The sequence below is a fragment of the Bacillus sp. DB-2 genome (genome assembly GCF_003315125.1).
GTDB classification, from domain to species: domain Bacteria; phylum Bacillota; class Bacilli; order Bacillales; family Bacillaceae_G; genus Bacillus_A; species Bacillus_A mycoides.
Window position 1 is genome coordinate 23,165 of the sequence record NZ_QNRN01000018.1, and the last position, 25,405, is coordinate 48,569.

The 25,405-nt window shown below is 34.4% G+C and carries 25 protein-coding genes; 19 read left to right on the top strand and 6 right to left on the bottom strand.

Annotated features, from left to right (window positions below; genetic code table 11):
- The first annotated feature begins 26 nt into the window (after positions 1–26).
- The 8 genes from DET63_RS25505 to DET63_RS25540 all read left to right on the top strand — a co-directional run bounded on the left by DET63_RS25505 (position 27) and on the right by DET63_RS25540 (position 9,625).
- Positions 27–968, top strand: coding sequence for a ring-cleaving dioxygenase (locus DET63_RS25505; protein WP_113938228.1), 942 nt, complete (start codon positions 27–29; stop codon positions 966–968).
- Between the two features lie 16 nt (positions 969–984).
- On the top strand, positions 985–2,040 hold the full coding sequence (locus tag DET63_RS25510) for an LLM class flavin-dependent oxidoreductase (protein WP_113938229.1): 1,056 nt from the start codon (positions 985–987) through the stop codon (positions 2,038–2,040).
- A gap of 625 nt (positions 2,041–2,665) precedes the next feature.
- The gene (gene cydA, locus DET63_RS25515) at positions 2,666–4,069 is read left to right on the top strand and encodes a cytochrome ubiquinol oxidase subunit I (protein ID WP_002012335.1); all 1,404 of its coding nucleotides are present in this window, start codon (positions 2,666–2,668) and stop codon (positions 4,067–4,069) included.
- The gene (gene cydB / locus DET63_RS25520; protein WP_002141342.1) at positions 4,056–5,072 is read left to right on the top strand and encodes a cytochrome d ubiquinol oxidase subunit II; all 1,017 of its coding nucleotides are present in this window, start codon (positions 4,056–4,058) and stop codon (positions 5,070–5,072) included. Before cydA ends, cydB begins: the two co-directional genes overlap by 14 nt.
- On the top strand, positions 5,072–6,793 hold the full coding sequence (gene cydD / locus DET63_RS25525; protein WP_113938230.1) for a thiol reductant ABC exporter subunit CydD: 1,722 nt from the start codon (positions 5,072–5,074) through the stop codon (positions 6,791–6,793). Before cydB ends, cydD begins: the two co-directional genes overlap by 1 nt.
- Positions 6,790–8,514, top strand: a complete 1,725-nt coding sequence (gene cydC / locus DET63_RS25530; protein WP_113938231.1) for a thiol reductant ABC exporter subunit CydC — start codon at positions 6,790–6,792, stop codon at positions 8,512–8,514. Before cydD ends, cydC begins: the two co-directional genes overlap by 4 nt.
- Before the next feature lie 195 nt (positions 8,515–8,709).
- Entirely contained in the window at positions 8,710–8,931 is a 222-nt protein-coding gene (locus DET63_RS25535; RefSeq protein WP_063217781.1) for a hypothetical protein, read from the top strand.
- 244 nt (positions 8,932–9,175) lie between these two features.
- Positions 9,176–9,625 (top strand): DUF6376 family protein, encoded by a 450-nt coding sequence (locus tag DET63_RS25540; protein WP_113938232.1) that lies wholly within the window; start codon positions 9,176–9,178, stop codon positions 9,623–9,625.
- A gap of 35 nt (positions 9,626–9,660) precedes the next feature.
- Here the strand turns inward: DET63_RS25540 and DET63_RS25545 are convergent, their stop codons facing one another.
- From DET63_RS25545 to DET63_RS25555, 3 genes are all read right to left on the bottom strand, one after another.
- On the bottom strand, positions 9,661–9,999 hold the full coding sequence (locus DET63_RS25545; RefSeq protein WP_002165951.1) for an EamA family transporter: 339 nt from the start codon (positions 9,997–9,999) through the stop codon (positions 9,661–9,663).
- Entirely contained in the window at positions 9,992–10,333 is a 342-nt protein-coding gene (locus DET63_RS25550; RefSeq protein WP_002086172.1) for an EamA family transporter, read from the bottom strand. Before DET63_RS25550 ends, DET63_RS25545 begins: the two co-directional genes overlap by 8 nt.
- A 201-nt stretch (positions 10,334–10,534) precedes the next feature.
- Positions 10,535–11,536, bottom strand: coding sequence for a S66 family peptidase (locus DET63_RS25555; RefSeq protein ID WP_113938233.1), 1,002 nt, complete (start codon positions 11,534–11,536; stop codon positions 10,535–10,537).
- 218 nt (positions 11,537–11,754) lie between these two features.
- Here DET63_RS25555 and DET63_RS25560 point away from each other — a divergent pair, with 218 nt between their 5' ends.
- Positions 11,755–12,708, top strand: coding sequence for a D-alanyl-D-alanine carboxypeptidase family protein (locus DET63_RS25560; RefSeq protein ID WP_113938234.1), 954 nt, complete (start codon positions 11,755–11,757; stop codon positions 12,706–12,708).
- A 265-nt stretch (positions 12,709–12,973) separates the two neighbouring features.
- Complete coding sequence (locus tag DET63_RS25565) at positions 12,974–13,573, top strand: nitroreductase family protein (protein WP_113938303.1); 600 nt, start codon at positions 12,974–12,976, stop codon at positions 13,571–13,573.
- 43 nt (positions 13,574–13,616) lie between these two features.
- On the opposite strand, the gene DET63_RS25570 is transcribed toward DET63_RS25565, so the two are convergent.
- Entirely contained in the window at positions 13,617–13,787 is a 171-nt protein-coding gene (locus DET63_RS25570; protein WP_002086168.1) for a hypothetical protein, read from the bottom strand.
- 715 nt (positions 13,788–14,502) lie between these two features.
- On the opposite strand from DET63_RS25570, the gene entFM reads away from it, so the two are divergent.
- Complete coding sequence (gene entFM, locus DET63_RS25575; RefSeq protein WP_113938235.1) at positions 14,503–15,795, top strand: enterotoxin EntFM; 1,293 nt, start codon at positions 14,503–14,505, stop codon at positions 15,793–15,795.
- A gap of 167 nt (positions 15,796–15,962) precedes the next feature.
- On the opposite strand, the gene DET63_RS25580 is transcribed toward entFM, so the two are convergent.
- A complete protein-coding gene (locus DET63_RS25580; protein ID WP_002135756.1) occupies positions 15,963–16,727 on the bottom strand; it encodes an alpha/beta fold hydrolase in 765 nt (254 codons plus the stop codon).
- 275 nt (positions 16,728–17,002) lie between these two features.
- Between DET63_RS25580 and DET63_RS25585 the strand changes: the two genes are divergently transcribed.
- The 8 genes from DET63_RS25585 (at position 17,003) to DET63_RS25620 (ending at position 24,671) form a co-directional block, all read left to right on the top strand.
- On the top strand, positions 17,003–18,763 hold the full coding sequence (locus DET63_RS25585) for an ABC transporter ATP-binding protein (protein WP_113938236.1): 1,761 nt from the start codon (positions 17,003–17,005) through the stop codon (positions 18,761–18,763).
- Between the two features lie 86 nt (positions 18,764–18,849).
- Positions 18,850–19,527 carry an envelope stress response regulator transcription factor HitR gene (gene hitR, locus DET63_RS25590; RefSeq protein WP_085310518.1) on the top strand — a complete coding sequence of 226 codons (678 nt, stop codon included), beginning with the start codon at positions 18,850–18,852 and terminating at the stop codon, positions 19,525–19,527.
- Positions 19,524–20,597, top strand: a complete 1,074-nt coding sequence (gene hitS / locus DET63_RS25595; protein ID WP_002135757.1) for an envelope stress sensor histidine kinase HitS — start codon at positions 19,524–19,526, stop codon at positions 20,595–20,597. The genes hitR and hitS overlap by 4 nt, the downstream gene beginning before the upstream one ends.
- A gap of 168 nt (positions 20,598–20,765) precedes the next feature.
- Positions 20,766–21,485 (top strand): 3-ketoacyl-ACP reductase, encoded by a 720-nt coding sequence (locus DET63_RS25600; protein ID WP_000818985.1) that lies wholly within the window; start codon positions 20,766–20,768, stop codon positions 21,483–21,485.
- A gap of 149 nt (positions 21,486–21,634) precedes the next feature.
- Positions 21,635–22,306, top strand: a complete 672-nt coding sequence (locus tag DET63_RS25605) for an O-methyltransferase (protein ID WP_113938304.1) — start codon at positions 21,635–21,637, stop codon at positions 22,304–22,306.
- A 133-nt stretch (positions 22,307–22,439) separates the two neighbouring features.
- Complete coding sequence (locus DET63_RS25610; RefSeq protein WP_113938237.1) at positions 22,440–23,312, top strand: aminoglycoside 6-adenylyltransferase; 873 nt, start codon at positions 22,440–22,442, stop codon at positions 23,310–23,312.
- 117 nt (positions 23,313–23,429) lie between these two features.
- Positions 23,430–24,260 (top strand): peptidoglycan-N-acetylglucosamine deacetylase, encoded by an 831-nt coding sequence (locus DET63_RS25615; protein WP_016094238.1) that lies wholly within the window; start codon positions 23,430–23,432, stop codon positions 24,258–24,260.
- A 72-nt stretch (positions 24,261–24,332) separates the two neighbouring features.
- Positions 24,333–24,671, top strand: a complete 339-nt coding sequence (locus DET63_RS25620) for an SdpI family protein (RefSeq protein WP_113938238.1) — start codon at positions 24,333–24,335, stop codon at positions 24,669–24,671.
- Positions 24,672–24,715: 44 nt separating this feature from the next.
- On the opposite strand, the gene DET63_RS25625 is transcribed toward DET63_RS25620, so the two are convergent.
- Positions 24,716–25,324, bottom strand: a complete 609-nt coding sequence (locus tag DET63_RS25625; RefSeq protein WP_002086146.1) for an NUDIX hydrolase — start codon at positions 25,322–25,324, stop codon at positions 24,716–24,718.
- Positions 25,325–25,405: the final 81 nt, after the last annotated feature.

A 25,405-nucleotide genomic window follows, 5' to 3' on the forward strand; every position in this document is an offset into this window, starting at 1 on the left:
TCAAGTGATAAAGAGGAGGAAGTTTTATGTATACAATTCCAGGACATCACCACATTTCTATGGTGACTAAAAATGCGAAAACGAATAATAATTTTTATCGAGATGTTTTAGGATTACGCCGGGTGAAAAAGACAGTCAATCAAGATAATCCATTTATGTATCATTTGTTTTATGGTGATTTAACAGGGAGTGCCGGAACTGAATTATCATTTTTTGAAATGCCGAATGTAGGTAGAACAATCCGTGGTACAAATGCAATAACACAAATAGGCTTGCTCGTACCTTCAATAGAAAGTCTTACATTTTGGAAGAGACGTTTTGAGTCACTCCAGGTGGCGCATGGGGAAATTACAACTTACGCCGGAAGAGACGCACTGCACTTTGAAGATCCAGATGGTCTATGGTTAGTGCTGTTAAATAATAAAGATGAAGAGGTGCCTGAATATTGGACTGCATGGGATGAATCTTCTGTAGAGCAGAATCATCGTATTTTAGGCATGGGAACAGTTGAAATGACAGTGCGCAGTTTAAATAAATTATCAAAAACATTAACAGGTTTGTTTAGTTATAAAGAAGTATCTCGTTCAGACGATGAGGGGATTTATCAATCTATTGATGGTCAATCTTTTGGAGAAATTTTGGTGAAACAGCAAGATGGGGAGAGTGAAAGACCAGGAAAAGGAAGTATTCATCATTTAGCTATTCGTGTGAAAAATGATGAAGAACTGAGTTATTGGAATGAAGCGGTGAAAGATAAAGGGTTCCAATCAACAGGGATTATCGATCGCTTTTATTTTAAAAGTTTATATTTCCGTGAGTCAAATGGCATTTTATTTGAGATTGCGACGGATGGACCAGGATTTACAGTAGATTCAGCAGTTGAAGAATTAGGAAAAGAGCTGGATTTACCACCATTTTTAGAAGAGAGAAGAAAAGAGATTGAAGAGAAATTAATACCGCTTTATTAAAAGGGAGAGAGCAACTATGGAAAAATACCGTATTGATACAAGTAAGGGAATTGAATTTGGATTATATTCAATTGGAGATCATATTTTAAATCCGCATAATGGTTCGAAAATAAGTGCAGAAAAAAGAATTCATGAACTAATTGAAACAGCTAAGTTAGCAGATGAAGCTGGAATTGATGTGTTTGCTGTCGGTGAAAGTCATCAAGCGCATTTTACAACGCAAGCTCATACAGTTATTTTAGGAGCTATTGCACAAGCTACGAAAAACATTAAAATCGCGAGTTCCGCAACAGTATTAAGCACGTCAGATCCGGTTCGTGTATATGAGGATTTTGCCACAATTGATTTAATTTCTAGTGGTCGTGCTGAAATCGTTGCTGGTCGTGGATCTCGTATTGGGGGATATAGTTTACTTGGTTACGATGTAAATTATTATGAAGAACTATTTGAAGAGAAGATGGATCTTTTATTAAAAATAAATAAAGAAGAAAGTGTAACATGGAAAGGGCAGTTTAGAACGCCACTTGAACATGCGGCAATTATACCGAGAGCTAAAAATAACAATATGCCAATTTGGCGTGCTGTTGGAGGGCCACCTGCTAGTGCAATTAAGGCAGGACGCGCAGGTGTACCAATGATGCTTACGACACTTGGTGGCCCAGCTGTTAATTTTAAAGTTTCGGTTGATGCATATCGTGAAGCAGCTGAGCAAAGTGGTTTTGATCCAGCAACATTACCAATTGCGACAACAAGTTTATTTTATACAGCAGAAAATTCACAAGATGCACTTAGTGAATATTATCCTCATATTAATGCTGGTATGCTTGCGCTACGCGGTGGTGGGTATCCAAAACAACAATTTACTAACGCAGTAGATCACCGTGATGCGTTAATGATTGGTAGCCCGCAACAAATTATTGAAAAAATGCTTTATCAATATGAATTATTTGGACAGCAACGTTTTATGGCACAGATTGATTTTGGCGGTGTACCATTTGATAAGATTGAGAAAAACATTGAATTAATTGCTACTGAAATTATGCCGGCTGTTAGAAAATATACAACGAAATAATGAAAAAAGTACCGGGAATATAATCTATTCTCGGTACTTTTTTATTTAGTCAGTTTGAAAAATGACAAAAAAACGAATTTTATGTCTAGAGAAAGGGGAGTTTTTTTCTATTTGTGAATAACAATATTGTTGATTTGAATTTTGGAAATACATTTTTCTCTTGACAAAAATCTAACGTGTTTTCAGGTTTGATTCCAGGACATTTTTTAAGGTGAAAGTCAAGCGTATGAAGAGAAAAACATAATAATAATTGATATAAGAGTGTGTTGTATGTTTGAAAAGTACGTTTTTAAAATGTGAAAAATCTAATTCAAAAAAATTACAAAAGACATATTTCAGACAAAATCCTGTCAATAATACGTCAAAAATCACCTGAATTTATTATGTAAGTATATTATACAATTCGATTAACGAATAAAACACTACTGAAATAGTGAAAAGGTAAATCGTATGAAGAAAGTTCTTTTGTAATTATCTAAAAAACTGACAATCTATATTTTCAGAAAGTACATAAACGAATTTATCTTTTTGTATTTCCAAATGATTGAATTGTTCGTTATGAAGTGAATTCATACAATTCAATCGATATTACGATATAAAAAAATATGAAGGAAGTGACTTTAGCATGGAAACGCTCGAATTGGCACGAATACAATTTGCATCAACAACGATTTTTCATTACTTTTTCGTTCCGCTGTCTATAGGCTTAGCTTTTATCATTGCGTTAATGCAAACGTTGTATGTGGTAAAGGGACAAGAAATTTATAAGAAGATGACAAAGTTTTGGACACAAATATTCCTTGTTAACTTCGCAGTAGGTGTAGTAACAGGTATTTTACAAGAATTTCAGTTTGGTATGAACTGGTCAACGTATTCACGTTTTGTTGGTGATGTTTTCGGACCATCACTTGCAATTGAAGGTTTATTAGCATTTTTCATTGAGTCTACATTCCTAGGTTTATGGGTATTCGGTGAGGATAAACTTCCGAAGCGAGTTCACCTTTTATGTATTTGGCTCCTCTCAATAGGAACAATGTTATCAGCATTTTGGATTTTAACTGCAAGTGCATTTATGCATGCCCCAGTAGGATATGAAATGGCAGCAGATGGACGTGCGCAAATGAATGATTTTTGGGCGATTATTCAAAATCCACAATTATGGGTGCAATTCCCACATACAATCACAGCGGCAATTGCAACTGGTGCATTCTTTATTGCAGGTGTAAGTGCATGGAAAATATCAAAAGGTCAAGAAACTGCGGTGTTTAAAAAATCGTTCCGAGTTTCTATCGTTGTTGGAACAATTACAACTGCATTGGTATTATTTTTCGGTCATGCACAAGCACAAAATTTAATTAAGACACATCCGATGAAAATGGCAGCAGCTGAAGCATTATGGAATACGAGTGAGGATCCAGCGCCATTTACAGTATTTGCGAAAATTGATACAGAGAAGAAAGAAAATTCGTTTGAAATTCAAATCCCTTATATGCTAAGTCTATTGTCATACGATAAATTTAGCGGTCAAGTTGAAGGGATGAATCAAATTCAAAAACAATATGAAGAAAAATATGGACCTGGAGATTATATTCCGCCAGTACATACTATGTTCTGGAGTTTTAGAGCGATGGTAATGAGTGGAACATTCATGCTTCTTTTAGGAATGTACGGCTGGTTCTTATCAAGAAAAGATCGCTTAACTGAAAACCCTTGGTATTTAAAAATAATGGTATATGCAATTGCACTACCGTTTATCGGTAATACAGTAGGATGGATCATGACTGAAATGGGACGTCAGCCTTGGGTTGTCTTCGGTGTTATGAAAACAGAAGATGCTGTATCTCCAAACGTTTCATTTGGAGAAGTATTATTCTCTCTTGTTTCATTCACATCACTATATTTAATTGTTGGAGGAATTACTGTTTACTTATTCGTTCGTATCATTAAAGGACATGCGAATAAGAAAACGAAAAAGGATTATCAAAGCCATGATCCATTTGATAAGGAGGAAGAGTATGTTATCTCTTAATGAGTTGTGGTTTCTAATTATCTCAACCTTATTCGTTGGCTTCTTTGTACTTGAAGGTTTCGATTTTGGTGTAGGAATCGTTTCAAGGTTTTTAGGGAAAAACGATTTGGAAAAACGTATATATTTAAATACAATTGGGCCGTTTTGGCACGCAAATGAAGTATGGCTTGTTTGTGCTGGTGGCGCTATGTTTGCGGCATTCCCGCACTGGTATGCAACTTTATTTAGTGGGTTTTATATTCCATTTGTGTTTATGCTTCTTGCATTAATTATAAGAGGTGTTTCCTTTAAATTCCGTGCGAAAATAGAAAATCATAAATGGAAGAGTTTCTGGGATTGGGGCATGTTTATTGGAAGTTTGCTACCTCCTATACTTTGGGGAGTTGCAATCGCAAACTTTATGACAGGTGTACCAATTGATGGAAGTAAAAATATGGTAGGCGGATTTATGAAATTACTTCACCCATTTGCGTTACTTGGGGGAGTTATGTTTCTTCTTCTATGTATTGTTCATGGTTTGCAATTCCTTACTATACGTACAACAGGAAAATTACGAGAACGCGCACGTATTGCCGCGACAAAGATTGCACCTTTTGCATTAATAACACTTCTTGTTTTTGCAGCTGTAGGGTTATGGAAAACAGATATTTTCACCGCACATGGTTCAGAGTGGCTAATGGTTCCAATTGGAGCTTTTGTAGCGCTATTTGTTTCTACTTTATTAAATAAAAGAAGAAGAGATGGTTGGGCTTTCTTTATGACGAGTTTAACAATCATTTTGTTAAGTGCAAGTGTGTTCATCGGTATGTTCCCGCGTGTCATGATTAGCTCATTAGGAGCGGTAAATGATTTGACAATTTATAATGCGGCATCAGGACCTTATGCATTAAAACTGATGAGCTATTTTTCTCTTGCGATTTTACCGTTTGTTATCGGTAGTCAAATATGGAGTTTCTATGTATTTAGACAACCTGTTAAGTCAGACAAAGATTTGGAGTACTAATGAAAAGAAAAAGAGGACTTCCGTCGTATCCTGGTAGCCGAGTTTTATATGTAACTTTAAGTCTTATTAGCATTCTAGAGGCGTGTAGTATCATTGCGCAGACAGTGTTTTTAGCACGAGCAATCACATTTTTATTTCATGGAGAAACAGTGCAAGCTGTGCTAAGTGAAACTGTTTATTTTGGGATCACGTTTGCAGCACGCCAAATGTTGGTGCGAACATCGCAAATATTGGTTGAGCGTTTCGCTGAAAAAACAGGATTTGCATTACGTAAACAGTTAATAGAAGCATATTTTACGTTAGGGCCGAGATTTGTCCAAACGAATGGGACTGGTCATCTGGTTACTTTATCGATAGAAGGTATTGAGAAATTTAAAACATATATTGAATTGACAATTCCTAAAATGATTAGAAGTAGTATCGTTCCAGGGCTAATTGTTCTATATGTTTTTACACTGGACATTGAGTCGGGAATCATTTTAGTTGTAACGATTCCAATTGTGATCATATTTATGATCCTTCTAGGATTAGCAGCGCAGAAAATGGCGGATAGCCAATATGAGACATATCGTGTACTTTCTAATCATTTTGTAGATACGTTAAAAGGATTAGAAACATTAAAGTATTTAGGGAAAAGTAAACAGCACGAAGGAAAGATTGAAAAAGTAAGTAAACGATATAGAAAAGCAACGATGCGTACTTTGCGAGTTGCTTTTCTTTCTTCTTTTGCATTAGATTTCTTTACGAGTTTATCAATTGCATTTGTAGCAGTTGGATTAGGGATACGGTTAATAGATGGGACAATTATACTGTTGCCAGCTCTTACGATTTTAATTTTAGCGCCGGAATATTTTCTGCCGATTAAGCAAGTTGGAGCGAATTATCATGCTACATTAGATGGACAACTTGCAATGGAGCAAATAGAAGAAATTCTACAGAAACAAAAAGAAATAGAAAAGAAAGATTCAAATGTAGATATAGTATGGAATTCTTCTAGTAGTTTGAAATTACAAGATGTAAAAGTAAATAATGATGAATCTGAAAAGGCTATATTAGAGGGAATTGATTTTACTTGGCAAGGTAACGGTGCTATAGGCATTATTGGTGAAAGTGGGGCAGGGAAATCAACGTTAATCGATGTGTTAGCAGGATTTCTACCTCCTTCGGGTGGGAAGATGTTAGTAAATGGTGTGGAAATTGGTGAATCTACTCGAGAAGATTGGCAAAAAAATATTGCTTATATTCCGCAGCAACCTTATATTTTTCCGCTTTCATTAAAAGATAATATTTGTTTCTATGAAACGAATACAATTGATGAAGAAGTTGAGAGAGTTATTAATGAAGTTGGTCTTCGTTCGCTCGTTGAATCATTACCACATGGGATGTACGAAAGAATTGGAGAAGGTGGACGTATGCTTAGTGGCGGACAAGAACAACGTGTCGCTATGGCACGTGCCCTTTTAAGTAAAAAGCCAATCATTTTATTAGATGAACCTACAGCACATCTTGATATTGAAACTGAATTTGAAATAAAGCAATCGATGTTACGTCTGTTTGAAGGTAAGTTAGTATTTCTTGCAACACATCGTCTACATTGGATGAAGCAAATGGATCATATTCTTATTTTTAATAAAGGGAAAATTATAGAAAACGGAACATATGAAGAACTTTTAACGAATGAGACATTACATTTTCATAGCGAAGAGAGGGGAGCGCGATGAGTAACTGGATTAAGCCTTATATACAGCAAAATAAAGGTAGAATGACTTTGACTATTTTCCTTGGGCTTCTTGGAGTTAGTTCGGGTGCGATGTTACTTTTCATTTCAGGTTATTTAATTTCTAAATCTGCTCTCAGACCGGAAAATGTAATGGCTGTATATGTTCCTATTGTCGCAACGCGTGCATTTAGTATAGGACAAGCGGTCTTTCATTATTTAGAGCGTTTAGTTGGGCATGATGTTGTATTACGTATATTAGAAAAAATGAGAACGAAACTATATAGAATTGTAGAACCACAGGCGTTATTTTTCCGCTCACGCTTTCAAACTGGTGATGTACTAGGTGTATTGTCTGAGGATATTGAACATTTACAGAATCTATATTTACGTACAATATTCCCTAGTATATTAGCGTTAGTTGTATATAGCATTTTCGTAATTGTTATCGGTGCATTTGACTTAGTATTTGCACTTATCGCAGCTTGTATGTTAGCTGTTATTGTTTTTCTTCTCCCATTCGTATCACTACTTTTGATGAAACGACATCATGTTGCTTTGAAGCGAGGAAGAAATCGTTTGTATCAACAATTGACAGATGCTGTATTTGGGTTATCTGATTGGCAGGCGAGTGGTAGAAAAGATGAATTTATTAATGAGTATGTAGCGCAAAATGTCCAGTTGTTAAAGACAGAAAAGAGCGTGAAACGCTGGTACCATATTCGAGACAGTCTCATTCACTTAACAGTAGGTATTGTAGTCATTTCAATGATTATATGGACTGGAAATGCAGCGGCAAGTGAACAGATTGCACCTACAGTTATCGCAGCTTTCGTATTAATGACATTATCTGTGACAAATGCGCTTATCCCTATATCAGATGCTATCGATCGAATTCCATCTTATGTAGAATCTGCTCATCGGCTTAATGGCGTAGAAAGTGAGAGCGCTTTGGATGAGGGTAAGGAGTTACCTGTAAATAAAGAATACGTTGTATCAAAACATGTAGATATCGAACTGAGTAATGTGTCGTATAATTATCCGGATAGTAATGAACCTGTATTAAAAGATGTATCATTGCAAATAAAGGCAGGAAAGAAAATTGCTATTTTAGGTAGAAGTGGAACAGGGAAATCTACTTTACTAAAATTGTTAACTGGGGCACTACGTCCGGTGAATGGCCAAGTTATATTGAATGGTGAACAAGCTCGTACGGATTTTTTGTCAAAATATATTTCTGTATTAAACCAAAAACCACATTTATTCGATACGACAATTGGAAATAATGTGCGGATCGGTAAACCAGAGGCTAATGATGAAGAGATATGGAAAGCTTTAGAGAAAGCACAGCTAGCACCACACATTGCTTCTCTTCCTGATGGATTACAAACAAAAATGCATGAAATGGGAAAGAGGTTTTCTGGCGGAGAAAGGCAAAGGGTAGCATTTGCAAGAACTCTTATGCAAGAAACACCAATCATTGTACTTGATGAACCGACTATCGGTTTAGACCCTAAAACGGAATTAGCCTTAATAGAAACAATGTTTTCTGCAACAGAAGAAAAGACTGTTATTTGGATTACACATCATCTTGTAGGAATTGAACATGTAGATGAAGTTATTTTCCTTGATAGTGGCCAAATCGCTATGCAAGGTAGTCACGAACAGCTACTGAAAGAAAATGAGAAATATCGTAGGTTATATGAGCTTGATAAAGGCATATAGGAATGAAATGCAAAAAAACACAAATTCTTGGTAGTTCAAGGTTCGTGTTTTTTTGTATTTGTGGTGAAATCATATAAGCCGTATAAGCTATTTGATCATGAAATGGTTATATATTGTTAGAAAGGGTGTTTAAAATCTATCCTTTCAAGGCAATACTTGAGCCATAGTGAATGGATTGTTGGAAGGCGTGATTATATGTTTGAAGAGGATGGCATTGTTTTAATTTTGGAGCCTGCTGATGAGCGGAATCTGAGGAAATTTATTTTTACAGTACCGAAGTCAGTTTATGAAAAAAAAGAAATTTTATTACATTACGGAACACCTTTAGGCCAAGGATATACAGACATTATAGAAGATATTATTAGTGTACATATAGACATAGATATTATAACAGTAATAGGGCATGTGAGAGGATAAAGAGAAACTTTAATTAGTGAGAGTTATACGTACCTGGAAAACAGACGTACTGAAAAATAAGTATGTCTGTTTTTATATTTAAATGAAGATAGTTTCGAGGTACATGTTGAACAGGATAATAATGATTTTTCTAGAATGTATAAGAGGAAGATTAAAAAATAAGATATGATGTGATAAAGTGTATAAGAAGAAAATAAAGTGTTTATAAATGAATAAAAGTATGGAAATTATTTAGGAGGTAAAAATGAAGTTTACAAAAACAATGTTACTTTCAATTGTAGTTTCAATTGGTTTGATGGGATGTTCGCTAGTAGAGGAAGGGAAGAACTCCATAGATTACGCTCAAAAAGCGACAGACTATGTAAATGAAATAAGTGCATTTGCAAATGAAGCGCCAGCATTAGCTGAAAAGGCTGTTAAGGATGGGGAAGCCCGGAAAGAACTAGAAACGAAACTTACTGAAATCAAACAAGATATACCAGCTTTTAATGAATTAACACCACCAGATGTAGCGAAGGATCTTCACCAGCAAATCGTCGGTTATAATGAAAAGTTAAATACATTAATTGATACATCTATGACAAAGATAGAGGAAGGAAAAATGAATGTAGAGCAGTTTAAAAACTCTGAGCTTATGCAGACGATAGAACAAGTTGGTGATTTGAAAGATAAGGTTCAAAATTTAGGGCAATAACAAAAAGATCCGTTTATCATAAACGGATCTTTTTGTTATTGAATACAATAGATGATTACACCAATGACAATAATAATGTTGCCAATGATTTTTCGTTTCGTGATTTTCTCCCCTAGGAAGTACCAACTGAAAATTAAAATGATGATATAACTTAATGATTCTAATGCAGATGCTTGCTTTAATGCCAAGCCCTTTAAGGCGATCACATTTAATCCGGCATTAATTACAAATAAAAAGTAGCCGATGATAACATAAGGATTCACATATTCTTTTATTCTAGAATCGTATTGTTGTAAAGTAGCCTTTTTTAATAATATTTGTGAGTAATTGGCTAAAATTATCCCAAATATCAATAATAACATATAACTATTCATCTTTTGTCACCACCACAATTCCGACGATAATAATAGCTGCGCCAAGTATGTGATTCCACTGTATCGTATCTCCAAATAGGAATACTGACCAAAGCATTGACCACAGTATTATAATTCCACGGTGTGAATATGCTCTAGAAATTTCAAAGTTCTTAATGACTTGTTGCCATAGAATTGCATATCCGAATAAAAGTACAACAAGTCCGAAGTAAGCAATAAAAAATGAAATTGATGCAATAGGGAATTGAGATGCCCATTTCATGTAAACCATAATGATAGAATATATCAAGAAGGCCACATGTAAAAATACATAGTTTTTAATAGTTGGTTTCATATATTCACTCTCTTTTACATTTATATACACGCGTGTAAACTCGCTGTATATAATCAATAGATTCTTATTATATAGAAGGCATATTGAAATGATTTTTGTTTATTCCTTCACATTCCAAAATATATAGTATCATGTCTTCTAATGTAAAACAATAGGAGGCAATGCGTAGCTTTAGAGCTGAAAATAATAGAGCTAGTAGAGTTAGATTTTCCACTGTTCTATAATTTGTATCGTTTTATTTGTTGCATCCATCTCTATTTGAATACCTATTGGCAAAGTAATCATTGGATGAGTATGACAACAGTCAAAATCGGCTAGAAAAGGAAGTTTTTGATTTTGTAATACTTCTAATAATATTTCGTAAGGTTTTCTATTTGTACCACAATCATCAAATTGCTCATGTTTTCCAAGGATGATACCTGAAACTTTATCAAAAACGCCATTAATTTTAAGTAATGAAAAACTTCTTTCGATAGTAGCTGCATCTTTTGAGCTATCTTCAATAAAGAGAATGTCACCATCTTGAATAAGTGGCATATAGGGGCTACCCCAAATACCTTGTATAGTATTTAAATTCCCACCAATAATACGTCCAGTAGCTTTCCCACCAATTACTGAAATCCAATTGTTCGGTCGAAGAGCTTTTTCTTTCGTTTTTTCTTCCCAATTAATAAATTCATCTGACCAAAATAATGGCTGGCTTATGTTGTAAGGAAGGTGTTGATCAGTTAATAAAGTATCCGCAAAATATTTGTACGTGCAATCTACGAAAGGCTCAAATTCACCAAAAGAAGGAACAAGTGCTGGACCATAAAATGTAGGAATTCCTGTTTTTGCATAAATTCCTAGTAATAATGCTGTTGTGTCTGAATAGCCAATCATTAATTTAGGATTCTTTTGAAAAGTCTCATAATCAATGTAAGGTAGTAATGAATTTGAATTCAGTCCCCCAATTGTCGACATGATACAAGAGACGTTAGGGTTTCTAATCAAGTCATTTAATTCATCAGCACGTTCTTTAATGCTCCCGGAGCGATAATAATCATATTGACCTGTTAGTGAACCTTCTAATATATGAAAACCTTTCTGTTCTAAGTATAATTTTGCTCGCTCAAATCTCTTTGGAGAAGTATAGGTTACTGGTGAAGAGGGAGAGTAGATGCCAATTGTATCGCCATATTTCAATGCTTTTGGAAGTATCATTTGTATAAATCCTTTCTATTATATAGTGTTTTTGTGGTTCGATGTTATTGAATATTCTTATATTTTGTTGTTTTTAGTGTAACACATATGAAAAAGAGAACGAGGTTGAAATTATAATTGCTGTAGATGAATAAATATACTTTTTACCTTGACGATATAAAGTAATTGTTGTTATGGTTAAACATGAGTGTATAAAAGGTTGCTAAAGGAGTTTTAGAATGAAGCGGTTAAAATGGGGAAGATTAACAATCCTATTAGTAGTAATTCTGGGTATATGTTGGTTCTTTTTCCAAGGGGTTCAAAAGAGTGAAACAAAAGTAGATACTCAGCCTTTACAAGTGGCAGAGCTACCTAAAACAGGGCTATCTGAAAAAGTAGTTCCACCAAAATATATACCACCAGAAATTGATGCAAAAGCAGCTATTATTATCGATGCGAGTAATGGAGAAGTTATTTATCAAAATAATGAAAATGAAGCTGTTGCCCCTGCTAGTATGTCAAAAATGATGACAGCATATCTCGTTTTAGAGAGTATACATAATGGGAAAGTCCACTGGGAAGATCCAGTGAAAATAAGTGAAAAGTCGGCACAAACAGAGGGTGCAAAAATCCCGATGCAAGCAAATGATACATTAACTGTTAAGGACTTGTATCATGCGTTAATGATTGAATCGGCTAATAATTCGGCTGTCGCTTTAGCAGAACATGTAGCTAAGACAGAAAAAAACTTTGTTCAACTTATGAATGAAAAAGCCCAGCAGTTAGAAATGTCAGATAAAGCTAAATTCGCGAATGCTTCCGGATTGCAGGAGCCCGACGGAAGTGAAACAAAAATGACAGCAGCTGACGTAGCGAAATTAGCGTATCATCTTATAAAAGACTATCCAGAGATATTAGAAGTGACTCACTTACGTCAAAGTCAGTTAGCATTTAATAATATTAATGTTACAAACACAAATGAGATGTTAAACAAAAATAATAAAGCTTTATATATAGAAGGAATAGACGGATTAAAAACAGGATTTACAGATAGCGCAGGGTATTGTTTTACAGGTACTGCAAAACAAGGCGATAATCGTATTATTACAGTTGTTATGGGGACAAAAAGTAAAACAAAACGTTTTACAGAAACAAATAAATTAATGTCCTATGCATTTCAATTACTTAATTAGGTGAAGAAAGAAGTAAATGAGATTGTTATAAAAATAAGACAGACAGTTTATTGAACCTTGATTTTGGTGACGATAAACTGTTTTTTTCTTTGACGTATAGGAAGTAAAAACTTAAGTGATATCATTTGAGTTTGTTTTTGTTTGTTGATATTATTAAGTTAAGAACTTATTAATAATAAGTTCTTAACTTAATAATAAGTTCAAGGGGCATTATATGCTTCGTACATATGATACTGCCTCAAATGAAAAATTGGAGGGAATTGTAATGGCAAAAGATTTTTACTCAGCAATTGAAGACAGAAGATCTATTTACGCGATTAGTAAAGAGCAAGTAGTTTCTGATGAAAGAATTCAAGAAGTGATTTATCATGCTGTGAAACATACACCTTCGGCTTTTAATTCTCAAAGTGCAAGAGTTGTTGTATTACTAGGTGAACAACACGACAAATTATGGAATGTTACGAAAGAAACGTTACGAAAAATTGTACCTGAAAATAATTTTGCACCTACTGAAGAGAAAATGAATGCATTTAAAAGTGGCTATGGAACAGTTTTGTATTTCGAAGATAGTAAAGTAGTAGAAAGTTTGCAAGAGAACTTTGCACTATATAAAGATAATTTTCCTACATGGTCTCAGCAATCTTCTGGAATGTTGCAATTTGCGATTTGGACAGCATTAGAGATTGAAGGTTTTGGTGCTACATTGCAGCATTATAATCCGTTGATTGATGAAGAAGTAAGGAAAGAATGGGATGTACCTGAAAACTGGAAGTTAACTGCGCAAATGCCATTTGGTAAACCGGTAGTTTCGGCAGGAGATAAAGAATATCAGCCATTAGAAACTCGTGTGAAAATTTACAAATAAAATAAAAAATAAAAGGTGAACAGAGATATAATCTGTTCACCTTTTATAAGTAGTAAGGATTTTTTTTGTAGGAATTTTTCATCTGATTTTTTAATTTGTTTTTACGTGTTTCAATAGTTGATACTTTTTGTAATGTTATAATTGAAACGAATTGAAAAAAAGCATAGTACAGTTCTATATTTTTATTTATAGGATCATCTATTATGTTTTTCATAAATATATCTCCTTTTTTTATCTCACTATTTGCGGGCAGTAAGGCTTCCATATCAAAATTCAATGATACGTATAGAATACCGACCTGTAAAAGTTCGATTGGTTTCAGTGTGGGGTGAATAAAATTTGTATGGATTAAAATCCTACTTTATATATGATAATATAAATATCCTGAAAATTCCATGGATAGTGAAAAATAGATAGTGGAATGTGTATTTTCGTCAAATTAGAACAGAATTTTTGGGGTTAAATCTTACAAATCGTCAAATCTTTTAAAAACGATGGATATATCAAAAAAAGTTTTTTGAAAATATTATACTATTGATAAAAAAGCATTTTTTGTCATGATAAGAGTATGCTTCATGGAAGGGACTTTACTAGAAAATACATTCTTTGCATTGTATTAGATTAATAGAGTTTTTTAAAGTGGATAGCAAAAGGAAAATATATATTAAGATAATGAATGGAATGTCGAATTTTCAATGAAATACATAAGAAATTTGAAAAAAGCATTGCAAAAACACACTGTTTAATGATAAAGTTCACATGAAGTTCACACTAAATTCACTTCAATCGTTTAAAATAAATGATGTGTGAAAAATAAAACTCTTGCTAAAAAATGGAACTGGATGAATATTTTACTTTGATAATATTGTAAAGTACTAAGTTTATAGTTTTCTCAAGAGGATAGTAGGGAAAGGAAGTAAAGACAACTTATGAAAAAAGTAATCGCAGGTTTAGCAGCAGCATCTGTAGTAGGTGTAGCAGTTCCTGGAATGGATTCTGCTCATGCACAAGTTTCAAATGATGCGCTAAAAGAAATTAATGGACAAACTCAAACTCAAACGACTGTAACTGAAACAAAAACGGTAGAAACAACTTCTGAATTAAAATACACAGTAACAGCTGATGTATTAAATGTACGTTCAGGTGCTGGTACAGGACATGACGTTATTTCTAAAGTGAAATCAGGTCAAGTACTTCAAGTAATTGGACAAGAAAACGGTTGGTTCAAAGTTAGTGTAAACGGTCAAACAGGTTATGTAAGTGGGGACTTCGTAACAACTGGTGGCAATAAAGGAACTACTACTACTGTTCAGCAAGGAACAGGCACTTACACAGTAAACGTTTCTTCATTAAACGTACGTACAGGCCCAAGTGCATCTCATACTGTTTTAGGTTCTGTAAATAAAGGAAAAACAGTTCAAGTTGTAGGTGAAGTTCAAGATTGGTTTAAAATTAACTTCAATGGTGGAACTGGATACGTAAGTAAAGACTTCGTAACAAAAGGTGGTTCAGCTGTGTCTAACGAAACTCAGCAACCAACTACAAACAACAACAACAATACTACTACAGTTCAAACTGGTGGATCATATGTTGTTAACACAGGTGCTTTAAAAGTACGTACAGGTCCAGCTACATATAACCCTGTAATTGGTGGGGTAACAAACGGTACAGTATTAAACGTTACTGGCGCTGAAAATGGTTGGTATAAAATTAACCATAATGGCCGCACTGGTTACGTAAGTGCAGACTTTGTTAAGTTTGTAAAAGGCGGAGTGAACAATGTAGTTACTGGTGGTAACCAAGGTACGAACCAAGGTACGAACCAAGTACAAAAACCAACAGCACCAACAGGTGGAGATACATCTTCAATCGCTGGATTCGCTAGATCTTTAAATGGTTCACCATACAGAACTGCTGGTACAACACCTGCTGGTTTTGACTGCAGTGGATTCATTCACTACGTATTAAATCAAACTGGTCATAAAGGCGCTCGTCAAACAGTTGCTGGATACTGGAGCTCTAAAACAAAGACTAACAGTCCACAACCAGGTGATTTAGTATACTTCCAAAATACTTATAAATCAGGTCCTTCTCACATGGGCGTTTACTTAGGTAATGGACAGTTCATCAGTGCAGAAACTGACGCAACTGGCGTACGCATTAGCTCTGTAAGCAACTCTTACTGGAGTAAGCACCTATTAGGTTACACAAAAGCATACTAAGAAAAAGTATTTTATATACTTTTCGTATAGAGAAAAGGCTTTCCAGGGAAACTTGGGAAGCCTTTTTCATAGTTGGATAAACTAACAGTATAGTAGTATTTATCCTGCTATTTGCGGGATAATAATCAGCGGGGGATGGACAAATCCCCGCTGATTAAATTTTCACTTTATGTCAATTTTCCATGCAAAAACTTAGCATATAAATCATGAAAATAGTTTGGACGGAATAAGTTTGCTGCATGACCTGCTAATGGAATTTCTTTATATAAAACGTTCGGAAGAATGGACTTCAAATCAAAGAGACAAGATTTATAGAGATGATCATGTTCTCCCATCACCCATAATATAGGATGGGGAAGTGCTTTTAATTTAGATTTTAAGTCGAATTCTAAGCGGTGTCGTAATGACTCAGCAATAATGGACGAGTGTAATTGTAATCCGAAACGGTAATAAATATTTCGTGAAATAACAGCGAATGGATTTGCCCTTAGTATTCCACTTGGAAAAATAGTACTAGCATACTGAGAAAGCCAAGATGAATATTCATCACCACGTTTTTCCCAAAAATTCTGAAAAACATTATATAAACGGGAAGGGTTATTATAATGTCCACCAATATGACAAATACTCAATACTTTTTCTGGATGCATTTGTGCAAATGTCGTAGAGATATAACAGCCATAGCTTAGAGCACAAATATGAGCCTTTTTAATTCCCTCTTTTTCATACAAGTTCAATAATTGATCTACGAGGCGCTGTATTGAAAAGTCGATAGCTTCTCCTTTATCGTCGCCGTGACCTAATAAATCATAAGTTATAATGTTGTAGGAGGCAGAAAATCGTTTATGCTCTTTTTTGAAGGCGCGGCGATTTCCAACTAATCCATGAATAAAAATGATTGTTTCCTTTTCGGAATGTTTATTTGTTTGCAAAAAGGATACTCCTTTCAATGCTGGAGATTTATATAGTGTTTTAAATTAGCTAATTGATAAAATTAGTTATATATTTTCTATGCGTAGTCTATAATTTACATAGAATAATAATAAGTACCAGGTAATAATATCAGATATTTATACTTGTTGTAAAGATGAGTTTATATGTATATTTTGTAAAATTAGAAAAAAGTGTGTTTACATTCAGTTTACATTTATATCGTATTCTAGTTTTAGAAAGAATAGTTTTGTTTATAACGAGGAGATGAACGACAATGGAAGTTAGGAATACAGAAAAGAAAAAAGGGAATTGGAGGCAGTTTTTACGTCTCATTCAAGATACAAATCCACCGAAAGGCATTCTTATTTTTGCATTAATAATGAGCTTACTTTCTACTGGAGCGAGTTTGTTTATTCCAATGCTGACAAAAGGTTTAGTTGATAATTTTTCACTTTCTTCAATTAGTACGGGACAAATTGTTGGATTAATTGCATTCTTTATTATTCAAACAATTGCTGCAGGATTGTCAATTTATTTACTGAATTATATTGGACAAAAAATTGTAGCTGGACTTAGAGAACGATTGTGGAAAAAGGTACTTATTTTACCAGTGTCTTATTATGATCAAAACAGAACGGGAGATACAATTAGTCGTATGACAAATGATACAGGTGTTGTTAAAACATTAATTTCTGAGCATTTGTCAAACTTATTAACAGGCGGTATCTCAATTATTGGGTCATTAATTGTATTATTTGTTTTAGACTGGAAAATGACAATTTTACTTTTAACGGTTATTCCATTATCGGTATTAATTTTAGTTCCACTTGGACGGAAAATGTATAAGATTTCAAAAGCACTTCAAGATGAAACGGCTTCTTTTACTAGTGTATTAACACAAGTACTATCAGAAATTCGTTTAGTAAAATCTTCAAATACGGAAAAAAAAGAATATGAAACAGGTAATACAGGTATCCAAAAATTATTGCAATTTGGTTTGAAAGAAGGAAAAGTGCAAGCATTAATTTCACCTGTTATGTCGTTTGTTTTAATGGCATTGCTTGTTATTATCGTAGGGTATGGTGGAATGCGAGTTTCTAGTGGTGCATTAACAACAGGTGAACTTGTAGCATTTATTTTGTATTTAGTTCAAATTATTATGCCGATGAGTCAGTTATCTATGTTCTTTACTCAGTTCCAAAAAGCAATTGGTGCAACCGAAAGAATTAATACGATTTTAGAATATGAAGTAGAAGATCATGAAACAGGTATGAATGTTACAAATGCGAAGCAGTCGATCGTTATTGAAAATGTACATTTTGAGTATAACGAAGAAGAGAAAGTGTTGGAAAATATCGATTTCACGATTGAATCTGGAAAAGTAACGGCGATTGTAGGACCAAGTGGTAGCGGAAAAACAACTTTATTCTCGCTGTTAGAACGTTTTTATGAGCCAACTAGTGGTTTCATAAAATTAGGGAAAGAACCAATTACAGCATATTCATTACAATCATGGCGACGTCAAATTGGTTACGTTTCACAAGATAGTCCGTTAATTGATGGAACGATTCGTGATAATATTTGTTACGGTGTTGAGGGTGAAGTGACGGATGAAGAAATTGAAAAAGTAGCAGCGATGGCGTATGTTGATGCGTTTATTCATGATTTACCAAGTGGATACGCAACAGAAGTTGGAGAGCGTGGTGTGAAGCTTTCTGGAGGGCAAAGACAACGAATTGCGATTGCTCGAGCGTTACTACGAAATCCGCAAATCCTTATGTTAGATGAAGCGACTTCAAGTCTTGATAGTAAATCGGAATCGGTTGTTCAGAAGGCGTTAAATAACTTAATGAAAGGTAGAACAACTTTAGTTATTGCGCATAGACTTTCTACTGTTGTAGATGCAGATAAAATTATCTTTATTGAAAAAGGGAATCTTACAGGAAGTGGCTCACATGATGAGTTATTACGGACACATGACATGTACCGTGAATTTGCAATGCAACAATTGAAAATTAAAGAAGGAGCATTATAGAATGAAAACAATCAGTGAAGGGGCACTTCACTGATTGTTGATTTTAGAGTGCCAAAAAGTATGTTAAGCAGAAAGGATATGATTCCTTGATACCCAAAATTTTAATTGTAGATGATGATCCGCACATTAGAGAACTTGTCTCTGTATTTTTGGAACGAGAAGGTTTTCAAACATATGAGGCCGTTGATGGATTAGATGCTCTTCGAAAAATAGAAGAAGTGAAAGTCGATATGGCGATTCTTGATATTATGATGCCAAATATGGATGGGTTTGATTTATGTTATGAATTAAGAAAATACTATGATATCCCAATTCTTATGCTGACTGCTAAAGGTGAAACATCTCAAAAAGTAAAAGGATTTCACCTCGGAACAGATGATTATCTTGTAAAACCATTTGATCCTTTAGAATTAGTTGTGAGAGTGAAGGCATTATTGAAGCGTTACCAAATTACAGTATCGCAATCTATTCAAGTTGGGAATGTACTGTTAAATCGTAAAACATTTGAAGTTAACGCCGGAGAACAAACGGTGACGCTGCCGCTAAAAGAATTTGAGTTGCTCTTTACATTAGGATCTAAAGCGGGAAGAACTTGTTCAAGAGAGCAATTAATAGAAGACGTATGGGGATATGATTTTGAAGGGAATGAACGCACGCTAGACGTTCATATTAATCGGTTGCGTGAAAAGTTTCAAGAAGAGCTATCGAAGTTTAGTATAAGGACGATAAGGGGCTTAGGGTATCGCTTAGAGGTAAGTAAATGAGAAAAAGAGAAAGAATGAGTAAGATGAAGATGTTAAAAGTAATAGGGGCGATAGTAGCGCTCTTTGCTTTTCTTACTATAATTTGGTCGATAGCCTTTTTTGTATCGTCTAGTCTAATGAAAGCTTTTGAAATAAACGTATCGCCTTTTATTAGTTTTCTAATTAGTGATATGGTCGGCTTTGTTTTTATCGTTCTTATTTGGACATTAATCGGGATTTTAATGAGACCGAAGCGAGAGGCGATGATTTGGACGATCATTGAACCGATACAAAAAATTGCAAAAGGGGACTTCTCTGTAAAAATACGGAATGAAGAAAAGTATGATGGCGAAATTGGTGTGCTTGTAAAAAGTATTAACGATATGACGGATGAACTTAATGCAATGGAGAAAATGAGACAAGAATTTGTATCGAATGTTTCTCATGAAATACAGTCGCCATTAACATCTATTAAGGGATTTGCTCGAGCGCTACAAGATGATAATCTACCAGTTGAAAAAAGAAAACATTATCTTACTATTATTGAAACTGAAACAACGCGATTATCTAAATTGAGTCAAAATTTATTGAAGCTAACACTTTTAGAGTCAGAGGAGTATTCACCAGAAAGAGCCACTTATCGATTAGATCAACAGTTGAAACAAATTGTGTTAAATAGTGAGCCTCTTTGGGATGAAAAAGGACTTGAGTTAGATCTCGATATGGATAAAGTGTGTGTTACTGCAGACAAAGAAAGTATGAGCCAAGTATGGATTAATTTAATTCATAACAGTATTAAATTCACACCAAATGGTGGCACGATTACAATTCATTTAAAAGAACATAAGGAATTCTTGGAAGTAAGTATTCATGATACGGGAATTGGTATATCCGAAGAACAGAAACAACATATTTTTGAACGTTTTTATAAAGCGGATTCTTCACGAAACCGTGCTTATGGAGGAAGTGGATTAGGTCTAGCAATTGTAAAAAAAGTACTCGACCTTCATCAAGGAAAAATAAAAGTTGAGAGTGTAGAAGGAAATGGTACAGAATTTATTGTGCGTATTCCAAATCATGAAGAAAAATAGTGTTAGAAGGAGGCCTTCTAACACTATTTTTCTTTAAAAATGCATTTACCATTACTATAGTTACCTATAAGTAACCTACGCACATAAAAGTGCATCATTGCCTTTTTACATAAACATAGATACACTTTTAATATAATAAACAACTGAGAAGATTAAGGAGTGTTACACTTGGCAGAATTATTACAAGGGAAAAATGCTTTAATTACAGGAGCAGGTAGAGGGATTGGTCGCGCTGTAGCGATCGCATTAGCGAAAGAAGGCGTAAATGTTGGTCTTTTAGCTCGTTCAGAAGAAAACTTAAAAGCAGTTGCGAAAGAAGTAGAAGCAGAAGGCGTAAAAGCTGTTATTGCGACTGCTGACGTATCTTCATATGAAGAGGTAACTACTGCAATTGAAACATTAAAAAACGGTTTAGGATCTATCGATATTTTAATTAATAACGCTGGTATTTCTAAATTCGGTAAGTTTTTAGAATTAGACGTTGCTGATTGGGAAAAAATCATTCAAGTAAACTTAATGGGTGTATACTATGCAACTCGTGCAGCTTTACCAAGTATGATTGAACAACAATCTGGTGATATTATTAATATTTCATCTACAGCAGGACAAAAAGGTGCACCTGTAACAAGTGCATATAGTGCTTCTAAATTTGGTGTTCTTGGTTTAACAGAATCGTTAGCAATGGAAGTTCGTAAACATAATATCCGTGTAACAGCTTTAACTCCAAGTACAGTAGCAACTGACATGGCTGTAGACTTAGGATTAACTGATGGAAACCCTGATAAAGTAATGCAAGCGGAAGATATTGCAGAGTTTATCGTAGCGCAGCTGAAATTAAATAAACGTACATTTATTAAATCAGCAGGACTTTGGTCTACTAATCCGTAAGGGATAAATTTATAAACAAAAGAAGGGATATCTATTCTGTAATGGAGTGGGTGTCCTTTTTTATTTTTTTGTATGTAAAGCAGAATTGTCGGTATAATGAGAAGTGAATGGTAGAAAAGCATGAAAAACTTGAAGGGGATGGTATTTCCATGAGTACGATTGAGAAATGGACCGCTGTTGATCAATATATGAGTGATGTATTAATACCGAAAGATTCTATATTAGAAGAAGTTCTTCAAGCAAATGCTTCAGCTAATTTGCCGGCACATGATGTATCGCCAACTCAAGGGAAGTTTTTACAACTATTAGTACAAATTCAAGGAGCTCGTAACATTTTAGAAATTGGCACTCTAGGCGGATATAGTACAATATGGCTTGCAAGAGCATTGCCATCTGGAGGGCGAATTGTTACATTAGAAGCAAGTGAAAAGCATGCTGAAATTGCACGGAGCAATATTGAGCGTGCCAATTTGAATGATAGAATTGAAATACGATTAGGATTAGCGTTAGATTCTTTAAAACAAATAGAAAATGAGAAGTATGAACCATTTGATTTTATTTTCATAGATGCGGATAAACAAAATAACCCTGCTTATTTTGAATGGGCACTGAAACTATCACGCCCTGGTACTGTAATTATTGGGGATAACGTAGTACGTGAAGGTGAAGTTATTGATAATACTAGTAGCGATCCTCGTGTACAAGGGATACGCCATTTCTATGAGCTAATAGCTGCTGAGCCACGTGTAAGTGCTACAGCGCTTCAAACTGTCGGAAGTAAAGGATACGATGGATTTGTAATGGCAGTCGTTAAAGAATGATGTAAGGAGATAAGTGGAATGAAAAAGATGTTTGAACAATTATAACGTGTATCGTGTACAACGCAGTTAGCTCGAGGCCCTCCGATATACATAACGCTATATGTTATATTAAAAAATTGGAGGTTGTGAGTAGATGAGAACGGAAAAAGAAATGCTAGACTTAATTATAAATACAGCAAAAGAGGATGAAAGAATTCGAGCTGTCATCATGAATGGGTCACGTGTGAATCCAAATGTGAAAAAAGATTGTTTTCAAGACTATGATATTATTTATGTTGTAAAAGATATACAATCTTTTACGTGTAATCATAGTTGGATTAATAGATTTGGAGAAATAATGATTGTGCAAATGCCGGAAGAAATGTCGTTAGTTCCAGCGGATGAAGACGGGAAATTTCCGTATTTAATGCAGTTTATGGATGGAAACCGGATTGATTTAATGCTAGTTCCAGGGGATTTAATAAATAAATTTATTGGACAGGATAGTTTAAGTAAATTGCTACTTGATAAAGATAATTGTATTGGCGAGTTTGCACCAGCAAACGATAATGATTACACGATAAAAAAGCCTACAGAAAAAGAGTTTTTGGATTGCTGTAATGAATTTTGGTGGTGCAGTACAAATGTAGGAAAAGGATTGTGGCGCGAGGAACTTTCTTATGCGAAAGGGATGCTTGAAGGCCCTGTACGAGATATGTTGGTTGTAATGCTAGAGTGGCATATCGGTATGAAAACAGAGTTTACAGTTAATGCTGGGAAGTTTGGAAAGCATTTCGAACAATATGTTGAAAAAGATGTCTGGGAGCAGTTTAAAAGGACATTTTCAAATGCAGAATATGAAAACATTTGGGATTCATTTTTCGTAATGGGTGATTTATTTAGGAAAGTTGCGAACGAAATTGCTAACACTTATGAATATCAATATCCGCAAGATGCCGATGACAAAGTGTCGAGTTATTTAAAGCATGTAAGAAAATTACCGAAAGATAGTAAAGTAATTTATTAAGTATATAAATCAATAAGACTGTCCTAATTACGGACAGTCTTATTTTTGTTCATGAATAAGAATTTCTCTAACAAAGTGCAGCTGAATCACATATGAAATTTTAGGGAGGTTTTTATCATGTATTATTTTTATTCACCAGAAATGTTCGTTCCATTTCCTTTGGGGCTAGAACGCAATATTTCGTATGCTTATATGCCATATCATTCATTTTATTATGGAGACTATGTAAATGCGATGCCATACGCATTACATGTTCCTCAAAATTATGAAGCCGAAATGAAAGAAGAGGATCGAGGGTCATGGACACCATTTTCGTGGGCCGAAAAATATGCGTATGCATTTTCAGGACCATACAATAAAGCAGAAGTGGCTCTTACATTTGATGATGGACCAGATTTAGTATTTACGCCAAAAATTTTAGATAAGTTAAAACAACATAATGTAAAAGCTACTTTTTTCCTGCTTGGTGAAAATGCAGAAAGGTATCCAAATGTAGTAAAGCGTATCGCTAATGAAGGGCATGTAATTGGTAATCATACGTATAGTCATCCGAATTTAGCGAAAGTAAATGAGGCTGAGTACCATAATCAAATTATAAAAACGGAAGAAATATTAAATCGTTTAGCTGGTTATGCACCGAAGTTTATACGTCCGCCGTACGGTGAAATACTTGAAAATCAATTGAAGTGGGCGACAGAACAAAATTTTATGATTGTACAGTGGAGTGTTGATACGGTTGATTGGAAAGGTGTAAGTGCTGATACAATTACAAATAATGTATTAGGGAATTCATTTCCAGGTAGTGTTATACTTCAACATTCAACTCCAGGTGGACATTTACAAGGATCAGTAGAGGCGCTAGACAAAATCATTCCACAGTTAAAAACGAAAGGAGCGCGTTTTGTAACACTTCCAAGTATGTTCCAGACATCTAAAGAGAGAAAGTGAAAATGTTAATAATTGGAACATGTAAAGTTGTATAGTATAATGAAAGTGTAAGTTAGGAGGTGGATATGATTGATGTATGCACTAGTAAACATAGGAATAAGCATATTGATTGGTATTATATTTATACTTGCCGCACTTATTCTTCAAAAAAATCCACCAACGGATATTAACGCAGCATACGGTTACCGTACGAAACGATCAATGAAAAATAAGGAATTATGGGATGCGGGTAACAAGTATAGTGCAGAAGTGATGAATCAAAATGGATTTATTATGATGTTAATTGGAAGTGTTATTAGTATATTGTTTAGATATCCCCATACAATGATAGCGATTATGATTGTTATGCTGTTGTTAATTATACGATTATTTATACGAGTAGAGAAAAAATTAAAGATACTTGAGCAATAAAAAAATAAGACTCCCGAATAAAGTAAGCTGGGAGTCCTATTTTTTTATAAACTATTTTTGTTTAGCGATTCTTGTCCTTGCACTATAACAAATTCATAGTATTCAAGATCATAAGGATAAATATCTTCAAATGTTATCGTTATCGGATTATTGTTTAAAACAGAATTAGTCGTTAAAGATGAAATCTCTCTTCTTAATAGTTGTAGAAAAGAAGTCGCATGTACTTTCATCACATCGTCTACTTCTTCACCTGGTGCAAATGGAAGTGGTTTTATTACATTGTGGAAATACATATGACAAAACTCACGATCAGTAAGGCTTGAAATTTCATAATCTATTTTATAGATTCCTTTGTATGTTAAATCATTCGTTTGGAAGGAAAGACCCAGTTCTTCCTCAATTTCACGTAGACCGCCAATTAGTACATCTTCATCATGCATAATATGTCCGGCGGATGTAATATCCCATATACCCGGAGCTTCTTTTTTATTATTAGAGCGTAATTGGAAATATAAGAACATATCCTCAGCATCTTTTTCTACAAACCAGCAATGAAATGTTTCGTGCCAATCACCGTCACGATGCACGTCATCACGTAATTTCTTTCCAAGTGTATTTCTTTCAGGATCAAATATTGTTAACCACTCTGTCATTTTAATTCCCCTTTCTGCAAATTTTATTATACAATATTTGTATTGAATTTTGGGAAAATAAAGAAAAAGGAGTGATTATTA

What these genes read in the sequence shown, in the direction of transcription:
- DET63_RS25505 (WP_113938228.1), top strand. Translation starts at nt 27, where the DNA reads ATGTATACAATTCCAGGACATCACCACATTTCTATGGTGACTAAAAAT.
- DET63_RS25510 (WP_113938229.1), top strand. Translation starts at nt 985, where the DNA reads ATGGAAAAATACCGTATTGATACAAGTAAGGGAATTGAATTTGGATTA.
- cydA (WP_002012335.1), top strand. Translation starts at nt 2,666, where the DNA reads ATGGAAACGCTCGAATTGGCACGAATACAATTTGCATCAACAACGATT.
- cydB (WP_002141342.1), top strand. Translation starts at nt 4,056, where the DNA reads ATGTTATCTCTTAATGAGTTGTGGTTTCTAATTATCTCAACCTTATTC.
- cydD (WP_113938230.1), top strand. Translation starts at nt 5,072, where the DNA reads ATGAAAAGAAAAAGAGGACTTCCGTCGTATCCTGGTAGCCGAGTTTTA.
- cydC (WP_113938231.1), top strand. Translation starts at nt 6,790, where the DNA reads ATGAGTAACTGGATTAAGCCTTATATACAGCAAAATAAAGGTAGAATG.
- DET63_RS25535 (WP_063217781.1), top strand. Translation starts at nt 8,710, where the DNA reads ATGTTTGAAGAGGATGGCATTGTTTTAATTTTGGAGCCTGCTGATGAG.
- DET63_RS25540 (WP_113938232.1), top strand. Translation starts at nt 9,176, where the DNA reads ATGAAGTTTACAAAAACAATGTTACTTTCAATTGTAGTTTCAATTGGT.
- DET63_RS25545 (WP_002165951.1), bottom strand. Translation starts at nt 9,999, where the DNA reads ATGAATAGTTATATGTTATTATTGATATTTGGGATAATTTTAGCCAAT.
- DET63_RS25550 (WP_002086172.1), bottom strand. Translation starts at nt 10,333, where the DNA reads ATGAAACCAACTATTAAAAACTATGTATTTTTACATGTGGCCTTCTTG.
- DET63_RS25555 (WP_113938233.1), bottom strand. Translation starts at nt 11,536, where the DNA reads ATGATACTTCCAAAAGCATTGAAATATGGCGATACAATTGGCATCTAC.
- DET63_RS25560 (WP_113938234.1), top strand. Translation starts at nt 11,755, where the DNA reads ATGAAGCGGTTAAAATGGGGAAGATTAACAATCCTATTAGTAGTAATT.
- DET63_RS25565 (WP_113938303.1), top strand. Translation starts at nt 12,974, where the DNA reads ATGGCAAAAGATTTTTACTCAGCAATTGAAGACAGAAGATCTATTTAC.
- DET63_RS25570 (WP_002086168.1), bottom strand. Translation starts at nt 13,787, where the DNA reads ATGAAAAACATAATAGATGATCCTATAAATAAAAATATAGAACTGTAC.
- entFM (WP_113938235.1), top strand. Translation starts at nt 14,503, where the DNA reads ATGAAAAAAGTAATCGCAGGTTTAGCAGCAGCATCTGTAGTAGGTGTA.
- DET63_RS25585 (WP_113938236.1), top strand. Translation starts at nt 17,003, where the DNA reads ATGGAAGTTAGGAATACAGAAAAGAAAAAAGGGAATTGGAGGCAGTTT.
- hitS (WP_002135757.1), top strand. Translation starts at nt 19,524, where the DNA reads ATGAGAAAAAGAGAAAGAATGAGTAAGATGAAGATGTTAAAAGTAATA.
- DET63_RS25605 (WP_113938304.1), top strand. Translation starts at nt 21,635, where the DNA reads ATGAGTACGATTGAGAAATGGACCGCTGTTGATCAATATATGAGTGAT.
- DET63_RS25610 (WP_113938237.1), top strand. Translation starts at nt 22,440, where the DNA reads ATGAGAACGGAAAAAGAAATGCTAGACTTAATTATAAATACAGCAAAA.
- DET63_RS25615 (WP_016094238.1), top strand. Translation starts at nt 23,430, where the DNA reads ATGTATTATTTTTATTCACCAGAAATGTTCGTTCCATTTCCTTTGGGG.
- DET63_RS25620 (WP_113938238.1), top strand. Translation starts at nt 24,333, where the DNA reads ATGTATGCACTAGTAAACATAGGAATAAGCATATTGATTGGTATTATA.
- DET63_RS25625 (WP_002086146.1), bottom strand. Translation starts at nt 25,324, where the DNA reads ATGACAGAGTGGTTAACAATATTTGATCCTGAAAGAAATACACTTGGA.